The organism is Brachybacterium sp. HMSC06H03 (genome assembly GCF_001807385.1).
Classification (GTDB): domain Bacteria; phylum Actinomycetota; class Actinomycetes; order Actinomycetales; family Dermabacteraceae; genus Brachybacterium; species Brachybacterium conglomeratum.
The window spans coordinates 1-16714 of record NZ_KV788901.1; the positions used below are offsets into that span (position 1 = coordinate 1).

15 protein-coding genes and 1 pseudogene are annotated in these 16714 nt (G+C 73.1%); 10 read left to right on the forward strand and 6 right to left on the reverse strand.

Annotated elements, in window-relative coordinates:
• Positions 1-270: pseudogene (locus HMPREF3159_RS12365) on the reverse strand (formimidoylglutamase); the annotation flags it as partial.
• An 87-nt stretch (positions 271-357) separates the two neighbouring features.
• Here HMPREF3159_RS12365 and HMPREF3159_RS12370 point away from each other — a divergent pair.
• The 6 genes from HMPREF3159_RS12370 to HMPREF3159_RS12395 all read left to right on the forward strand — a co-directional run bounded on the left by HMPREF3159_RS12370 (position 358) and on the right by HMPREF3159_RS12395 (position 7979).
• A complete protein-coding gene (locus HMPREF3159_RS12370) occupies positions 358-1236 on the forward strand; it encodes a formate/nitrite transporter family protein (protein ID WP_070501287.1) in 879 nt (292 codons plus the stop codon).
• Between the two features lie 75 nt (positions 1237-1311).
• Positions 1312-2112: an IclR family transcriptional regulator gene (locus HMPREF3159_RS12375; protein WP_070501288.1), complete on the forward strand. Its 801-nt coding sequence runs from the start codon at positions 1312-1314 to the stop codon at positions 2110-2112.
• Positions 2113-2294: 182 nt separating this feature from the next.
• A complete protein-coding gene (gene hutU / locus HMPREF3159_RS12380; RefSeq protein ID WP_070501289.1) occupies positions 2295-3977 on the forward strand; it encodes a urocanate hydratase in 1683 nt (560 codons plus the stop codon).
• Positions 3978-3988: 11 nt separating this feature from the next.
• Positions 3989-5266 (forward strand): imidazolonepropionase, encoded by a 1278-nt coding sequence (hutI, locus tag HMPREF3159_RS12385; RefSeq protein WP_083305938.1) that lies wholly within the window; start codon positions 3989-3991, stop codon positions 5264-5266.
• Between the two features lie 35 nt (positions 5267-5301).
• Positions 5302-6843: a histidine ammonia-lyase gene (gene hutH / locus HMPREF3159_RS12390; protein WP_070501291.1), complete on the forward strand. Its 1542-nt coding sequence runs from the start codon at positions 5302-5304 to the stop codon at positions 6841-6843.
• A gap of 149 nt (positions 6844-6992) precedes the next feature.
• Positions 6993-7979 carry a TerC family protein gene (locus tag HMPREF3159_RS12395; RefSeq protein ID WP_070501293.1) on the forward strand — a complete coding sequence of 329 codons (987 nt, stop codon included), beginning with the start codon at positions 6993-6995 and terminating at the stop codon, positions 7977-7979.
• A 279-nt stretch (positions 7980-8258) separates the two neighbouring features.
• Here the strand turns inward: HMPREF3159_RS12395 and HMPREF3159_RS12405 are convergent, their stop codons facing one another.
• Genes HMPREF3159_RS12405 through HMPREF3159_RS12415 form a run of 3 tightly spaced genes read right to left on the reverse strand, consistent with a single transcriptional unit; the run spans position 8259 to position 11115 of the window.
• Positions 8259-9050 (reverse strand): SDR family oxidoreductase, encoded by a 792-nt coding sequence (locus tag HMPREF3159_RS12405; protein WP_371441710.1) that lies wholly within the window; start codon positions 9048-9050, stop codon positions 8259-8261.
• A complete protein-coding gene (locus tag HMPREF3159_RS12410) occupies positions 9047-9619 on the reverse strand; it encodes a cysteine hydrolase family protein (RefSeq protein WP_070501297.1) in 573 nt (190 codons plus the stop codon). The genes HMPREF3159_RS12405 and HMPREF3159_RS12410 overlap by 4 nt, the downstream gene beginning before the upstream one ends.
• On the reverse strand, positions 9616-11115 hold the full coding sequence (locus HMPREF3159_RS12415) for a purine-cytosine permease family protein (RefSeq protein WP_070501299.1): 1500 nt from the start codon (positions 11113-11115) through the stop codon (positions 9616-9618). The genes HMPREF3159_RS12410 and HMPREF3159_RS12415 overlap by 4 nt, the downstream gene beginning before the upstream one ends.
• A 213-nt stretch (positions 11116-11328) precedes the next feature.
• Between HMPREF3159_RS12415 and HMPREF3159_RS12420 the strand changes: the two genes are divergently transcribed.
• Positions 11329-12384, forward strand: a complete 1056-nt coding sequence (locus tag HMPREF3159_RS12420; protein WP_070501301.1) for an FUSC family protein — start codon at positions 11329-11331, stop codon at positions 12382-12384.
• Between the two features lie 88 nt (positions 12385-12472).
• On the opposite strand, the gene HMPREF3159_RS12425 is transcribed toward HMPREF3159_RS12420, so the two are convergent.
• Entirely contained in the window at positions 12473-13333 is an 861-nt protein-coding gene (locus HMPREF3159_RS12425; protein WP_070501302.1) for a hypothetical protein, read from the reverse strand.
• Between the two features lie 61 nt (positions 13334-13394).
• Positions 13395-14399: a hypothetical protein gene (locus tag HMPREF3159_RS12430; protein ID WP_070501304.1), complete on the reverse strand. Its 1005-nt coding sequence runs from the start codon at positions 14397-14399 to the stop codon at positions 13395-13397.
• A gap of 183 nt (positions 14400-14582) precedes the next feature.
• On the opposite strand from HMPREF3159_RS12430, the gene HMPREF3159_RS12435 reads away from it, so the two are divergent.
• The 3 genes from HMPREF3159_RS12435 (at position 14583) to HMPREF3159_RS12445 (ending at position 16662) form a co-directional block, all read left to right on the forward strand.
• Complete coding sequence (locus HMPREF3159_RS12435) at positions 14583-15107, forward strand: PH domain-containing protein (protein ID WP_070501306.1); 525 nt, start codon at positions 14583-14585, stop codon at positions 15105-15107.
• 125 nt (positions 15108-15232) lie between these two features.
• Positions 15233-16039 (forward strand): methyltransferase domain-containing protein, encoded by an 807-nt coding sequence (locus tag HMPREF3159_RS12440; RefSeq protein WP_070501308.1) that lies wholly within the window; start codon positions 15233-15235, stop codon positions 16037-16039.
• A 182-nt stretch (positions 16040-16221) separates the two neighbouring features.
• Positions 16222-16662: a hypothetical protein gene (locus HMPREF3159_RS12445; protein ID WP_070501309.1), complete on the forward strand. Its 441-nt coding sequence runs from the start codon at positions 16222-16224 to the stop codon at positions 16660-16662.
• The last annotated feature ends 52 nt before the right edge of the window (positions 16663-16714 follow it).

A 16714-nucleotide genomic window follows, 5' to 3' on the forward strand; every position in this document is an offset into this window, starting at 1 on the left:
GAGCGCGCGGCGCAGGGCCGCGGGACCGTCGGCCGCGCCGACGCGACCGCGGTTGCGCCGCACCCCCTCGTCGGAGCGGAATCCGAGCAGCGCCACGTGATCCGCGGCCGGGTCCGGGGAGCCGGCGCCGGGCGCATCCGCCGAACCCGGCGCGCCGTCGGCCGTTCCCGTCTCCACGACCCGCACCGCCTGATGCCAGCGGGCATGCTCCGGGCCGTCGCCGTCGTGCCGGCCCGTCCACACGGACGCGGGGGTGGAAGAGGTCGTCATCGAGGGCTCCTCGTCGGCTCTCCAAGGGGTAGGTTCGCTCCATCATGGCACCGTGCCGGAGCACGGGACCTACGACGAGGAGCCCCAATGGCACGCAGCGACCGCCAGGACGAGACCGAGGAGCGCCGACGCCTCGGCGCGAGCGACCACGCGGTCGAGGACGCGCTCGTCCAGGAGTTCGAGAACACCGTCACCGAGGGCGCGAACCGGTTGAACCGCACCTGGCGAGCGCTCGCGGTCACGGGGCTCTTCGGCGGCATCGACGTCGGGCTGGGCCTGTTGGCGATGCTCGCGGTGATGGACGCGACCGGCTCGAAGCTGCTGGGCGGACTCGCCTTCGGCGTGGGGCTGTACGCGCTGCGGCTGGCGCACTCGGAGCTGTTCACCGAGGAGTTCCTGGTCCCGATCAACGCCATCGTGGCCGGGCACGGCACCTGGTGGCAGCTGCTGCGGCTGTGGGTCGTGACGCTGGTGACCAACCTCGCCGGCGGCTGGGCGCTGGCCTGGCTGGTCGTCGCGGCGTTCCCTCGCTTCGAGGACGTGCTGCTGGAGTCGACCGCGCAGTACATGGAGCCCGGCCTCACACTCGAGACGGCCTCCCTCGCGATCCTCGCCGGCTTCACGATCACGCTGGTGACGAGGATGAGCCAGGGCTCCAGCGACGGCATCGCGACCCTCGCGAACTCTCTCATCTCCGGGCTGCTGGTGGTGGGGCTGGGCATGTTCCACGGCGCGCTGAGCTCCGCGGTGATCTTCGCGGCCATGCACGCCGGCGCCGAGACCACCTATCTCCAGTGGCTGGGCTGGTGCGCCTGGGTGATCCCGCTGAACATCGCCGGGGGTCTCGTGATCATCACCCTGCCGCGGCTCGTGCGCACCTGGGAGCTGGTGCGGGCCGAGAAGGAGGCGCAGCGCGCGCGGTCGGCCGAGGGGAAGAGCGCGGAGAAACAGGCCCCGAGCCGCTGAGCGCCGACCCCGTCAGCCGGCCGTGCAGCCGGCCCCGGCCCTGACGCACGCGCCGGTCGGTGGCATGCTTCGCCCATGCCCACCCCGAAAGTCCCGGCGGCCGACGCGACGCTGCGCCTGCTGACCTTCCTCGCCTCGCGCCGCGCACCCGTCGCCGCCGCGCGGATCGCCGAGGAGCTGGAGCTGCCGCGCTCACGCACCTACGACCTGCTGGCGACGCTCGTCGAGCACGGGTACGTGATGCACCTGGAGCAGGAGCGGCTGTACGGCCTGGGCCCGTCGGCCCATGAGCTCTCGGGCGCCTACCTGCGTCAGGAGCCGCTGGCCCGGATCGGCCGGCGGGTCGTCGAGCAGATGGTCGACGCGGTGGGGGAGAGCGGCCATCTCGCGGTGCTGCACGGCCGCGACGTGCTCTACGTGGTCGAGGAGCGCGCCCGGAACCGGCCGAGCCTCGTCACCGACGTCGGCGTGCGGATCCCCGCCCATCTCACGGCGAGCGGCCGCGCGATCCTCGCCCATCTGCCCGCACCCCAGCTTCGTGCCCTCTACGGCACCGCCGCCGACTTCGCCGCCCGCACCGACGCACCCGGCCCCGCCACCCCGAAGGAGCTGAGGGAGCTGCTGACGGCCGTGCGCGCCGAGGGGGTCGCGAGGGAGTCCGGGGAGGTCAGTGACGAGATGGGCTCGGTCGCCTCCGTCGTGCGGGACCACGCCGGGTGGCCCGCTGCCGCCGTGGCGCTCACCTTCGTCGAGGCGCGCGTCGGCCCCGCCGAGCGCGAGCGCCTCGCCGCCGCCGTGAGGAGCGGCGCGGAGGAGATCACGCGCCGACTCGGCGGGCGGGCGGAGATGACGGGGGCTCCCCGGACCGGCAGGTGACCGGGCGGCTCGGCAGCGAACCCGGTCCACGGCGGCCCGGGGCCGAGGAACAGACCCGCAACGTCCGGTATACCGGACGGGACTCCCTCTGCGACTCTCGACCCGAGCGGGACGCGGTGGTGTCCTGAGGGGACCTCGAGCAGTCCCGCCCCCGCGCACCGCCCTCGACCCAGGAGCCGAAGATGTCCCTCCCCGGAGCCCGCCCCGTCCGCGCCGACCGCGGTACCGACCTCACCGCCAGGTCCTGGCAGACCGAGGCGCCGCTGCGCATGCTCATGAACAACCTCGACCCCGAGGTCGCCGAGCGGCCCGACGACCTCGTCGTCTACGGCGGCACCGGCCGCGCCGCCCGCTCCTGGGAGGCCTTCGACGCGATCGTCGAGACCCTCAAGGACCTCGAGGACGACGAGACCCTGCTGGTCCAGTCCGGCAAGCCCGTCGGCGTGCTGCGCACCAACGAGTGGGCGCCGCGCGTGCTGCTGGCGAACTCCAACCTCGTCGGCGACTGGGCGACCTGGCCCGAGTTCCGCCGGCTCGAGGCCGAGGGCCTGATGATGTACGGCCAGATGACCGCCGGGTCCTGGATCTACATCGCCACCCAGGGCATCCTCCAGGGCACCTTCGAGACCTTCGCGGCCGTGGCCCGGAAGCGCTTCGGCGGCACGCTGGCCGGCGCCATCACCCTCACCGGCGGCTGCGGCGGCATGGGCGGCGCGCAGCCGCTGGCCGTCACCCTCAACGACGGCGTCTGCCTGATCGTGGACGTGGACCGCACCCGCCTCGAGCGCCGCGTCGCCAAGCGCTACTGCCACGAGATCGCCGACGACCTCGACGACGCGATCGCCCGCGCGAACGCGGCGAAGGCCGAGAAGCGGGGCCTGTCCATCGGCATCGTCGGCAACGCGGCCGACGTCTTCCCCGCCCTGCTCGAGCGGCATCGGGCCGGAGACCTGCAGATCGACGTGGTCACCGACCAGACCTCCGCCCACGACCCGCTGAGCTACCTGCCCACCGAGGTCGCCGTCGAGGACTGGCAGCGCGAGGCCGCCGCCGACGAGGAGGGCTTCACCAAGAAGGCCCGCGAGGCGATGGCCCGCCAGGTCCAGGCCATGGTCGAGTTCCAGGACGAGGGCGCCGAGGTGTTCGACTACGGCAACTCGATCCGCGACGAGGCGCGCCATGCCGGCTACGACCGCGCCTTCGAGTTCCCCGGCTTCGTCCCCGCCTACATCCGGCCCCTGTTCTGCGAGGGCCTCGGCCCGTTCCGCTGGGTGGCGCTGTCCGGCGACCCCGAGGACATCAAGGTCACCGACGCTGCGCTGAAGGAGCTGTTCCCCGAGAACGAGCACCTGCACCGCTGGCTCGACGCCGCCGACGAGTTCGTCGAGTTCGAGGGCCTGCCCGCCCGCATCTGCTGGCTCGGCTACGGCGAGCGGCACAAGGCCGGGATGCTCTTCAACGACCTCGTGCGCGACGGGAAGGTCAAGGCCCCGATCGTCATCGGCCGCGACCACCTCGACTCCGGATCCGTCGCCTCCCCCTACCGGGAGACCGAGTCGATGCTCGACGGCTCCGACGCGATCGCCGACTGGCCGCTGCTGAACGCCCTGACCGCCACCAGCTCCGGCGCCACCTGGGTCTCGATCCACCACGGCGGCGGCGTCGGCATCGGCCGCTCGATCCACGCCGGCCAGGTCGGCGTCGCCGACGGCACCGAGCTCGCCCGCCGCAAGCTCGAGCGCCTGCTCACCAACGACCCCGCCATGGGCGTGATCCGCCACGTCGACGCCGGCTACTCCCGCGCCGATCACGTCGCCCAGGAGCGCGGGGTCCGCATCCCGATGACCCCGGTGCGCCGGGACTGAGGAGGCACGCCATGACCTCGACCCTGCTCACCGGCATCTCCGAGCTGTGGACCCTCGACCCCGCCCTCGATGATCCCACCCGCCCCGGGCAGGTCACCGAGGAGCAGGTGCTGCGGGAGGCCGCCCTCGTGATCGAGGACGGGCGCGTGGACTGGACCGGCCCCGCCTCGCAGGCCCCGTCGGCCGATCAGCGCGAGGACCTGGGCGGTCGGGCCGTGCTGCCCGGCTGGGTCGACTCCCACTCCCACCTCGTCTTCGACGGCGACCGCGCCGCCGAGTTCGAGGCTCGGATGGCGGGGCAGGCCTATGCCGCAGGCGGCATCGGCGTGACCACCTCGGCGACCCGGGAGGCGTCCGACGAGCGCCTGCGCACCCTCGTCCGGGCCCGGCTCGCGGAGGCCGCCGCCGGCGGCACCACCTTGCTGGAGACCAAGACCGGCTACGGCCTCACCGTCGCCGACGAGGCCCGGGCCGCCCGCCTCCTCGCCGCCCTCGCGGCCGACGGGGAGCTCGACGAGGTCACCTTCCTCGGCGCGCACCTCGTCCCCTCCGAGTACGACGGGAAGGACGGCCGACCCGGGGCGGAGGCGTACGTCGACCTCGTCGCGGGGGAGATGCTCGAGGCGGTCGCGGAGCACGTGCGCTGGATCGACGTGTTCTGCGAGGAGGGGGCCTTCGACCCCGCCCAGTCCGAGCGGATGCTGCGCGCCGGCGCCGCAGCGGGCCTCGGCCTGCGGGTCCACGGCAACCAGCTGGGTCGCAGCGGCGGGGTCGCGCTCGCCGCGGAGCTGGGCGCGGCGAGCGTCGACCATCTCAACCACCTCGCCGCGGAGGACGTCGAGGCGCTCGCCGCAACCGCCTCCCGGCCCACGGCCGATGGGGACGCCCCCGGCCTCCTCGCCGTGGACGCCGGGCCGACGGTCGCGACCGTGCTGCCCGCCTGCGACCTCTCCACCCGCGCCCCGCTCGCCCCCGCCCGGGAGCTGCTCGACGCCGGCGCCGCCCTCGCGATCGCCTCGAACTGCAACCCCGGCACCAGCTATACCAGCGCGATGAGCTTCTGCGTCGCGACCGCCGTGCTGCAGATGCACCTCTCCCTCGCCGAGGCCGTGCGCGCCGCGACCCGCGGCGGGGCCCTCGCCCTGCGCCGCAGCGACGTCGGCCACCTCGGGACCGGCGCCCGCGCCGACCTGCACGTGCTCGACGCCCCTGCCGCGATCCACCTCGCCTACCGCCCCGGCATGCCGCTGACCCATCAGGTGCGCCGTCGCGGGGAGCGGATCGCCTGACACGCCGCCACGTCCCGTCACCGAAAGGACACCCCATGACCGACACCGTCACCCTCACCACCGCCGGCATCACCGCCGCCGACGTGCTCGCCGTCGCCCGCCGCGGGGCCCGCGTCGAGCTCGACCCCGCCGCCCGCGAGCAGGTCGCCTCCGTCCGAGCCCACATCGACGCGCTCGCCGCCGGCGAGACCCCTGTCTACGGCGTCTCCACCGGCTTCGGGGCGCTGGCCGACACGTCCATCCCGCCCTCGATGCGCCACGCCCTGCAGCGCTCCCTGATCCGCTCCCACGCCGCGGGCGCCGGCCCCGAGGTCGAGACCGAGGTGGTGCGCGCCCTGATGCTGCTGCGCGCCCGCACCCTCGCCTCCGGCCGCACCGGCGTGCGCCCCGTCGTCGTCGAGACGATGCTCGCGCTGCTGAACGCCCGCATCACCCCGATCGTCCACGAGTACGGCTCCCTCGGCTGCTCGGGCGACCTCGCCCCGCTCTCCCACTGCGCGATCGTGCTGATGGGGGAGGGGCGCGCCCGCGACCGCGAGGGCGTGGAGCGGCCCGTGCCCGAGCTGCTGGCCGAGGCGGGGATCGAGCCGGTGCTGCTCGAGGAGAAGGAGGGCCTCGCGTTGATCAACGGCACCGACGGCATGCTCGGCATGCTGCTGATGGCCCTGGCCGACCTCGATGAGCTGGTGCGCACGGCCGACGTCACCACGGCCCTGTCCGTGCAGGCCCTGCGCGGCCGCGACACGGTCTTCCACCCCGAGCTGCACGCCCCGCTGCGCCCCCACCCGGGCCAGGAGGCGTCGGCCGCGAACATCCTCGCCCTGCTCGAGGGCTCCGGGATCATCGCCGACGTCGCCGCCGAGGGATCCCGTGTCCAGGACGCGTACTCGCTGCGCTGCGCCCCGCAGGTCGCCGGCGGCGTCCGCGACACGATCGAGCACGCTCGCACCGTCGCCGAGCGCGAGCTCGCCTCTGCGATCGACAACCCCGTCGTGCTCGAGGACGGCACCGTCACCTCCAACGGCAACTTCCACGGCGCGCCGGTCGCGTACGTGCTGGACTTCCTCGCCGTCGTCTCCGCGGACCTCGCCTCGATCGCGGAGCGTCGCACCGACCGGATGCTCGACAAGTCCCGCTCCCACGGACTGCCGCCCTTCCTCGCCGACGACCCCGGCGTGGACTCCGGCTTCATGATCGCCCAGTACACCCAGGCCGGCCTCGTCTCCGAGATGAAGCGCCTCGCGGTGCCGGCCAGCGTGGACTCGATCCCCTCCTCCGCCATGCAGGAGGACCACGTCTCGATGGGCTGGCACGCCGCCCGCAAGCTCCGCACCTCCGTCGAGAACCTCCGCCGGGTCCTCGCGATCGAGCTGCTCACCGCCGCCCGCGCGATCGACCTGCGGGCGCCGCTGAGCCCGTCGGCCGGCAGCGCCGCCGCGATCGCGGTGCTGCGGGAGAGCGTCGAGGGGCCCGGCCCGGACCGCTTCCTCGCCCCCGACATCGCCGAGACGGAGGCGCGTCTGGCCGACGGGACGCTGCTCGCCGCGGTGGAGGGCGTCGTCGGCGACCTGCGATGACGATCTTCACCCCGGCCGGAGCGGTCGCAGCAGGCGGGGGAGCGGTAGCCTGAGGCACGCCCTCCGGCCCCCATGGGAGCCGGGGACGGTCGCCCTTTCCCCGTCCACCGCCCGGATCCCTGCCTCCGGCGCCCCCTGAAAGAAGTCCCATGGGAGAACTGCACCTCGGCTTCGAGATCGTCGCGCTGGTCGTGCTCTGCGCGATCCTGCTCGCCGACCTCCTGCTCGTGATCAAGCGGCCCCACCTGCCCTCGATGAAGGAGTGCGCAGGCTGGATCGGCTTCTACGTCGGCCTCGCGCTCGTCTTCGCGGTGGTGCTCTTCTTCGTGGGCGGCTCGAAGCCGTCCTCGGAGTTCCTCACCGGCTGGCTGCTCGAGTACTCGCTGAGCATCGACAACCTCTTCGTCTTCATCCTGATCATGGCGAAGTTCGGGGTCCCGCGGAAGTATCAGCAGGAAGCGCTGATGGTGGGCATCATCATCGCGCTCATCGCGCGCGGCCTGTTCATCCTCGCGGGCTCCGTGATCATCGAGCACTTCGTCGGCGTCTTCTACCTCTTCGGCCTGTTCCTGCTGTACACGGCCTGGAAGCAGGCCTTCGGCGACGAGGACGACGACGCGGAGTCGCCGATCATGCGCCTGGTGCGCCGGGTCATCCCGGTCTCCGAGGAGTACGACGGCAACAAGATCCGCACCGTCGTGGACGGCAAGAAGGTGTTCACCCCGATGCTGCTGGTGTTCATCACCCTCGGCATCACCGACGTCATGTTCGCGCTGGACTCGATCCCCGCGATCTTCGGCGTGACCCGCAACCCGTTCCTGGTGTTCACCGCGAACATCTTCGCGCTGATGGGCCTGCGCCAGCTGTACTTCCTGCTCGGCGGCATGCTGGACCGCCTGGCCTACCTGCACTACGGCATCGCCGCGATCCTCGGCTTCATCGGCGTGAAGCTGCTGATCCACGCGATCCACGAGGCGCCGCTGGGCTTCATCCCCGGCTTCGACACCCTCGCGAAGATCCCCGAGGTGCCGATCTGGCTCTCGCTGAGCTTCATCGTGGTCGCGATGGGCGTGGCGATCATCGCCTCGCTCGTGGCCGCCCGGAAGAAGGAGGGCGAGGAGATCACCCCGAAGTGATCCCGCCGGGGCGGCTCGCGCCCCCGCCCCTGCTGGGGGCGGGGCACCTTCTGCCGCCGCCCATGACGATCCGGTGGTCGGGGAGGGCTGTGCCGTGGAGCGGATCGTGCCGGTGAGCGAGGAGCCGGCGGGGGACGACGCCTGCTGGCTCGGTCAGGTGTGCCCGGAGTGCGGGGCCGTGCCGGAGGGGGAGGGGGCGCAGGACGCGGCGGTGCCCTGCTGGCGCTGCGGGGCCGTGCGGGTGCGGAGCGAGCAGGGCGGGTGCGGCGCCGGCGGCGGTCAGACCGCGGGCGTCGCGAAGCCACCGTTGGACAGCAGCAGCTGACCGCGGATCCACCCGCCCTGCGGGGACAGCAGGAAGCGCACCAGGTCCGCGACGGTGCCCGGCGCGCCGAGCTCGCCGCCGGGCGTCTGCGCCGCGCCGGCGGCGCGGATCTCGTCGTCCATCCAGCCGGTGTCGATCGGGCCGGGGTTGATCACGTTGGTGCGGATGCCGCGGTCGGCGAGCTCGTGGGTGCCGGCCAGCACCAGGCGGTCCAGCGCCCCCTTCGTCGCCCCGTAGGGCAGGTTGTGGGCGGTGTGGTCGCTGGTCAGGGCGATCACCGCGCCGCCGAGGGAGTCGGGGCCGACGGGGACCTGCTCGGCGAAGGCGCGGAGCAGCAGCCAGCTGGCCCGCACGTTGACCGCGTAGTGCCGGTCGAAGCTCTCCACCGTCGTGTCCAGGATCGAGGAGTCCACCGACTCGCAGTGGCTCATCACCAGCGCGCCGAGCGGTCCGAGCGTCTCGCGGGCCTCGTGGACGAGTCGCTCCGGGACGGCGGGATCGGCGAGGTCGCCGGGCAGCAGCACGACCCGCCGGCCCAGGCCGCGCAGCTCCTCGGCCAGCAGCTCGACGTCGGCGTCCTCGCCGAGCACGCGCCGGTCGTACTCGCCGTGGAAGGAGAGCGCGAGGTCGCAGCCGTCCTCGGCGAGGCCGCGCGCGATCGCGGCGCCGATCCCGCGACGTCGGCCGACGCCGGTGAGCAGGGCGGTGCCGCTGCGCGGTGAGTCGGTCGCGGGGCCGGCGATCAGCCCGGCTCTTCGGCGCCCGCGAGGACCTCGGCGGTGCCGGCGAGCGTGACCTGCGGGCCGAACAGGCTCATCGTGTGCAGGGCCGCCGCCCCGTTCGCCTCGTCCGAGGCGGCGCAGGCGTCGGTCACGACCGTCAGGCGCGCGCCCGCGTCGGCGGCGGCGAGCACGGTCGCGATCACGCAGCAGTCGGTGGAGACCCCGGCGATCAGCAGCGGCGCAGCCGTCGCGGCCTCGCCGAGGCTCGCGCGCAGCTGCGGCCCCCACTTGCCGAAGGTCGGCTCGTCGATCGTGGGGTGGGCGGTGAGCTCCGCCGCGCCGTCGACCAGGTCGTACAGCGGATCCGTGGCAGGCACGTCCGCGAAGGACCAGGCACGGAAGTACTCGCCCCAGGAGGTGGTGCGGTCCGCCGTCGGCAGCCAGCGGCTGACCAGCGTGCGCTCGGGGCCGACGTGCGCGGCGAGCTCGCGGATCCGCTTCCAGGCCTCGCCCCAGAACGGGGAGGCCCAGTCCGAGCCGGGATCGGCGAAGATCCGCTGCGGGTCGACGATCAGCAGTCGCGGAGCGTTCACGCCGTCCGCTCCTGCGCGCGGATCCGCGGGCGGCGCGCGAACCAGGTCACCGCGAAGCCGAACACCAGGGCGAACAGCACGCCGATGTTCGCGTAGGCCCAGTTCCCGTCCCAGTAGGCGCCGGCCGGGTCCTCCACGAAGGTGCCCAGGCCCAGCGGCTCGAGCAGGTAGCCCTGCCAGTTGTTCCACGGGGCGTCCTCCGCGAAGGAGTTCACCACCAGGCCCCAGCCGATCACGGAGGCGACGGCCATGGTGCCCACGGAGATCCAGTCGACCGAGCCGTAGTGGCCCTTCGGGTCGAACAGGGCCAGCTCGTCGTAGTCGGCGCGGCGGGAGAGCACGTCGGCGATGAGGATCCCGGCCCAGGCGGCGATCGGGACGCCGAGGGTGATCAGGAAGCTCTGGAAGGGGCCGATGAAGTTCTGCGCGAAGAACGCCACCCAGATCGTGCCGGCCGTGAGGATCACGCCGTCGACCGCGGCGGCGGCGGGGCGGGGGATCCGGATACCGAGGCTGATCAGGGTCAGGCCCGAGGAGTAGATGCCGAGCACCGCGCCGGAGACCAGGGTCAGCACCGCGACGATCCAGAAGGGCACCAGCGCCCACAGCGGCAGGATCGTGATCAGCGCACCGATCGGGTCGGACTCGATCGCCGTGTTCAGCGCGGGGTCGGAGCCGGCCAGCAGCAGCCCGAAGATCACCAGCACCACCGGGGCGGCCGCGCCGCCGAGCGTGTTCCACAGGATGATGGACCCGTCGGACGCCGAGCGCTTCTGGTAGCGGGACCAGTCCGCGGAGATGTTGATCCAGCCCAGGCCGAAGCCGGTCATCACCATCACCAGCGCCCCGATCATCGCCTGCGGCGGGCCCGACGGGGCGCTCATCACCGCGGCGAGGTCGATGTGGGGGATCGTGAGGACCATGAAGACGATCGTCATCGCGCCGGTCGCCCAGGTCAGGATCGACTGCAGCTTCATGATCGTGTGATAGCCGAGCACGGAGGCGCCGACGATCAGGGCCGCGATCGCGAGCGCCGCGATGACGGTGACGGCGCTGCCCGCCCCGATCCCGAGGATCTCGAAGACCGTGGCCGTGGCGAGCACCGCGGAGATCGCCAGCGAGGTCTCCCAGCCGATCGAGGTCAGCCACGAGATGATGCCCGGCACCTTCTGGCCGTGCACGCCGAAGGCCGCGCGGGAGAGCACCATGGTCGGCGCGGAGCCGCGCTTGCCCGCGATCGCGACCAGCCCGCACAGCGCGAAGCTGAGGACGATGCCGATGACCGCGACGATCGTCGCCTGCCAGAAGCTGATGCCGAAGCCGAGCAGGTAGGAGCCGTAGCTCATCCCGAACACGGACACGTTCGCGGCGAACCACGGCCAGAACAGGTCGCGGGGCCGTGCGGTCCGCTCCGACTCGGCGATGATCTCGATGCCCGTGGTCTCGACGAGCGGCGCGGTGCGGGCGCCCTCGGGCGCGGCGGGTGAAGTGGACATGGGCAGAGTCTCCCATGTCACAGCTCCGCGGGATGCTCCACCTCATGGCGGCCGACGCCGGGCGGCGATACCCTGAGCCCGACCTCCCCCGCCCCGGCCCGCGCGCTCCGTCGCCGCCCGCCCCGGCCGGGCCCCAGTTCGACGACGACACCGGTCGTGCCTCCTCCCCATGCGTCGCGACCGCCGTCGCGCCCCTCTCCCGGAAGGAGCCGCGTGCCCCGGACCGCGTCCCCCCTCGCGCGAGTGCGCGGACTGCTCACGATCGCCCCCGCCCGCGTCGACCACATCCCCGCCTTCCGCATCGCGGTGGGCCTCGCGATCCCGATGGCGGTGCTGCTGCTCACCGACCGCATCGAGTTCGCGATGTACGTGGGCTTCGGGGCGTTCACCGGCATCTACTCCCGCTATGAGCCGACCCGGGCGCGCTTCCGCCGCCAGCTGCTGGCCGGCGCCATGCTCACCGTCTGCGTGACGATCGGCGCGGCCGTCGCCCAGCTGGCGCCGAGGACGCCCGAGACGCTCTCCTCCTGGGTCGTGATCCTCGTCGGCGCGCTGGTCGCAGGGGGTTCGGCGACCTACGTGACCTCGCGCGGGCTGAAGCCGGGCGGGGCGATCTTCCCCGTCTTCGCGACCGCGGCGGTCGCCTCCGCGCCGTCGGTCGCCCCGTTCTGGACGGCGGGGCTGATCGCGGCCTCCGTCGTCGCCCTGTGCGTGCTGCTGGGACTGCTGGGGCACTGGGCGGGGGAGCGCCATCCGGACGTGGTGCTCGGCCGCGACCACGAGGACGTCACCCGCGCCGAGCTCGGCGCCGAGTTCACCCGCTACTTCGTCGCCGCGCTGGTCGCGGGCGCGATCGGCCTCGCCTCCGGACTCCCGTTCCCGTACTGGGCCCAGGTGGCGGCCGTCGCGCCGCTGGCCTCGCCGGGCCACGGGGCACGGATCGAGAAGGGCGTCCATCGCCTCGTCGGCACGATCCTCGGTGTGGGCGCGACCGCGTTCCTGCTGTCCTTCCCGGCCGAGCCCTGGCAGCTGGTGGTGTGGGTGGTGCTGCTGCAGTTCCTCGCCGAGATGTTCATCCTGCGCAACTACTCGATCGCATTGCTGTTCATCACGCCGCTCGCGCTGCTGATGGTGCAGCTCGGCCACCCCCAGCCCGCCGGCCCGATGCTCGAGGCCCGCGTTCTGGAGACGGCGATCGGCGTCGTGGTCGGGCTCGCGCTGGTGATCGGCCGCTACGTGCGGGAGCGGCGGGGCGTGACGACGGCCTGACGGTGGGTCCGTCAACGGGGCCGACGGGCAGCCCGCGGGGCCGACGGCGACGCCTCCCGGGCGGCATTCCGGTCGGGCAGATCCTCGGTCAGCTCTCGCCGTCTGCGGCCGACGGGTCCTCGACCTCGCGGGGCAGCATCAGGTCCAGCACCTCCCGCAGCCGCTCCGAAGAGACGGCGGAGACATGGACCTCGTCGGTCGGCTCGGCCTCCTGCTCGAGCGGGCCGTTGTCCAGGACCCGCACCGAACCCGAGTCGGCGGAGACCGTCGCGCGGCGCCCCTGCCCTTCGGCGATGGTGGTGACCACGGAGAGCGACCGGGTGTCCTCGCCCTCGAGGGAGGCGACCGCGTCCTGCAGCGACATGGCGACCGGCTCGCCGTCCTCGCCTGCGGCCTCGAAGGGGTCGACGAAGGCACGGAGCCGCTCGGCGACCGAGGGCAGGGCGGGCACGGCGAAGTGGTGGAAGCCGTCGATCGTCACGTACTCCTCGAGCACCCCGTCGCGGGGGAAGAAGTAGTGGGCGAGGGTCGTGGTGCCTCCGGCGAGGGTCCGCTGGGCGGTCACCATCGCCTCGGGGATCCTGCGCAGCGCGATCACGCCGGCGAGGCGGCGATCGAGCTGGACGGGCCGCCGGGCGGGATCGCCGGAGCCGGCGACCACCTCGCCCTCTTCCTCGCGCCCTTCGCTGCCGGGGCGCACGAGGTCCCGCGCGACCAGCGAGCGCAGCGCGGAGGCGGCGGCGCTCTCCGTCTCGATGGCCTCCTGCGAGAGGTACGGGCTGCCGAGCAGTTCGAGCGACGAGGCTCCGTCCAGCGCCATGATCTCCTCGTCCGTGAGGACGACGAGCACTGCCGCCTCGTCAGAGGTGGTCGAGAGCACCTCCATCGCGCCGAGCATGTCCCGCTCGGTGAGGGTGGGCTCGGTGGTGGGTGGTGCGGTCTCGCTCATGGGCGGGCTCCCTCGGGGGCTGGGTCGGGTCTCGGTCGGAGACGGGATCGGGGCCAGGTTCTCAGAAGCCGAGAGCGCCGGTCAGGCCGTCCCAGCCGGAGCTCACCGAGTCCCAGGCGTTCGATGCGGTCTCGGTGATGGCGGGCCAGTTGTCGTAGACCATCTTGCCGACGTCGGCCAGCGCGGCCCCGCCGGAGATGACCGCGCCGGCGGCAACCATCGGCCCGCCGACGACCGCGCCGACGCCGGTGGTCGACAGCGCGCCCCCGGCGAGCATGAGCCCGCCGCCCAGGGCGTTCGCTCCGCCGGTGATGGCCGAGTAGGTGTCGCCGCTGTTGATCCCGTCGACCATCTGCTTCAGTCCGAAGCCGACGTCGAGGGCGGGCAGGGCCTTGCCGACCCAGGGGGCGGCCTTGGAGAGGAAGGGCATCGTCTCGCCGGCCCATCCGGCGACGTCGTCGACCCAGCCGAAGAACTTCTTGGTCCCGAAGCCGGTGGGCACACCGAGCTTGCCCAGCAGCTTGGCGGCGAGGCCGCTGTACTCCTTCGAGGTGGCGAAGGCCGCCTCGGTCATCTTCTTGCCGTACATCCACGTGCCGCCGAGCAGCTCGACGATGTTGTCGGCACCGTTGAGGAAGCGGGTCATCGTGCGGACATCCGTCACCGTGTCCCAGACCTTCTTGGCCTTGGCGAAGGCGTTCTGGAGCGTGTTGTAGACGTCGAGGCCGCCCAGGATCCGATCCCACAGCGAAGGGGACTCCTCACCGCCGGAGCCGGATCCTGACGATCCGCCGTCCTCGCCGGAGGCCTGGTCCTGCTCGTCGGCGTGCTGCTCGAGCTCGTCCGAACGGCGTCGTGCGTCCTCGTCGACCGAGGAGAACAGGGGAGCGGTGCGGGAGGACCAGCTCGCGCGGAACGCGTCGGCGTCGGGGCCGCGCCAGGCGCTCTCGTCGAGCACGAGGGGCTCGAGCCGTTCGCGGAGCTCGGTCAGCGTCTGCGCACGGTCGCGCAGGAGCCGTCCGTGGTCGCGCAGCTGGTCGGTGTCCGCCCCCTGGAATCCCGTCATGATCGTCCCCTCATCGCTCCTGCACCCCGACAGCAGGCCGCGGACGCCCCTCGGGCGCGCGACCACCGTCACCCTAGAGGCGGCCGACGGAGAAGGCGATGGGGAGGACTCCCCATGCGGCGCCGCGGAGCGGCTACGACGAGGCGAGCGCTGTGCACGGACGAGGCCGCTAGGGTGGGTGCCATGGCGCGAGGACGACGCGACACCCTGAAGCAGGCCGCCGAGCTGCAGCGACAGCTGATGGACGAGCACGGCGACGAGTACGACGCGGTGATGGCGCAGCAGTGGGCTCAGTCCGGGTCGACGCGCAGCGCGCAGACCTATCGCGCAGCGATGGCGCGCAATGCCGGGATCGGCGGCGGCCTGCACGACATCGACCTTCCCGAGCGGATCCTCGCTGCCGACGAGACCGTCTACGACGTCGCGGTGGGCGGCCAGAGCGATGACACCTTCCCGCTGCTGATCGTCACCGACCGTCGGGTGCTCGTGACGAAGGATCTTCCCTGGAAGCGCTGGAAGATCCAGCGAGAGGTGCCCGCCGCCCAGATCGCCGGCGCCGAGCTCGAGGCCAGGCTGCTGTCGGGACGGATCCGGGTACGACTCCATCAGGGGAAGGACATCTCCTTCCGGGTGAACGAGCGGACGCGCTCCGCGGCGGTCGCGGCACTGCTTCAGCACCTCGCCGACGGGGGAGCTCCTCCACTCTGAGCAGGCCCGCTCCGCTGAGGGCCGCGCCTGCCGGGCAGGCCGTCCAGGGCGCCCGTGCAGGACGACCCCGTCCTGCGCCGTGATCCGGCTGGGCCTCCCCGTGCCGGCGGACGTACCGTCGTCCCATGAGCGATCGGAACCCGTACACCCACGGCTACGGCGACGCGGTGCTCGGCAGCCACCGCGCCCGCACCGCCGCGAACTCCGCCGCGCATCTCCTGCCGCACCTTCGCCCCGGGCAGCGCCTGCTGGACGTGGGCAGCGGCGCCGGCACGATCACCGCGGACCTCGCGAGGATCGTCGGCCCCGAGAACGTCACGGCGCTCGAGGTGGCGGAGGAGTCCGCGGCGCTCACTCGCGCCGAGCTCGCCCGCCAGGGGCTCGAGGGGGTGCGAGTGCTGGTCGGCGATGCGCACGCGACGCCGTTCGAGGCCGACGCCTTCGACGTGGTCCACGCCCATCAGGTGCTCCAGCACGTCCACGCGCCGGTGCAGGTCCTCGCCGAGATGCGGCGCATCGCGAGCCCCGGCGGGCTGGTCGCGGTGCGGGACAGCGACTACGAGGGCTTCCGCTGGTGGCCGGAGACGCCCGCCTTCGACCGCTGGCTCGAGCTCTACCTCCGCGCCGCACGCGCCAACGGCGGCACCCCCGACGCGGGCCGACGCCTGCTCGCCTGGGCGCACGAGGCGGGGTTCGAGGACGTCGTCCCCGGCAGCTCCACCTGGCTGCACGCCACGCCCGAGAGCCGTGCGGCCTGGGCGGACACCTGGTCGGGCCGGATCACCTCCGCGCCCTTCGCCGACCAGCTCGAGCGCGAGGGCTGGGCCGACGCCGCCGAGCGGGAGGAGATCGCCGCGGCCTTCCGCACCTGGTCGGAGGATCCTGACGGCTGGTTCAGCCTGCTGCACGGCGAGATCCTCGCCCGGGTCTGAGAACGGTCTGCCGGTCGGTCGGCCGCGGCACGCCGAGCGGTGGACGCATCTCGGCTGTCCGAGTCCGCGCGGGCCCCGTCGACCCTCGCGTGGGCCGCGTCCTCGCCGTACCCTCTCGACAGGCACCCCTCCGGGCGCGTACTATGTGGTTGAAAGTGCAACGATCTGAACCGGGAGTCCCCATGAGCCTCAGCACCGCCATCCTCCGCGCCGTCCCCGGCGCGTTCATCCTCAACTCCGGCATCGGCAAGCTCGGCATGGACGCCGGCACCGCGGAGCACCTGCGCGGCATGGCCGCCCAGGGCGTGCCGGTGCTCGGCAAGCTCACCCCCGAGCAGTTCGCGAAGTTCCTCAGTTACGGCGAGATCGCCGTGGGCACCTCGCTGCTTCTGCCCTTCGTCCCCTCGAAGGTCGCGGGCCTGGCGCTCGCCGGCTTCTCCGGCTCGCTGGTCTCGATGTACCTGCGCACTCCCGGCATGACCGAGGAGGACGGCGTGCGCCCCACCCAGGAGGGCACCGCCGTCGCGAAGGACACCTGGCTGCTCGCGATCGCCGCGGCGCTGATCGTCTCCGGCGGCGGCACCGCCAAGAAGGCGAAGAGGGCCAAGGCCGACCAGGCCTGAGCCCCGGCCCGACGGGCGGCCGCCCCGTCGGCCGCTCCTCGGCCCGGCCGAC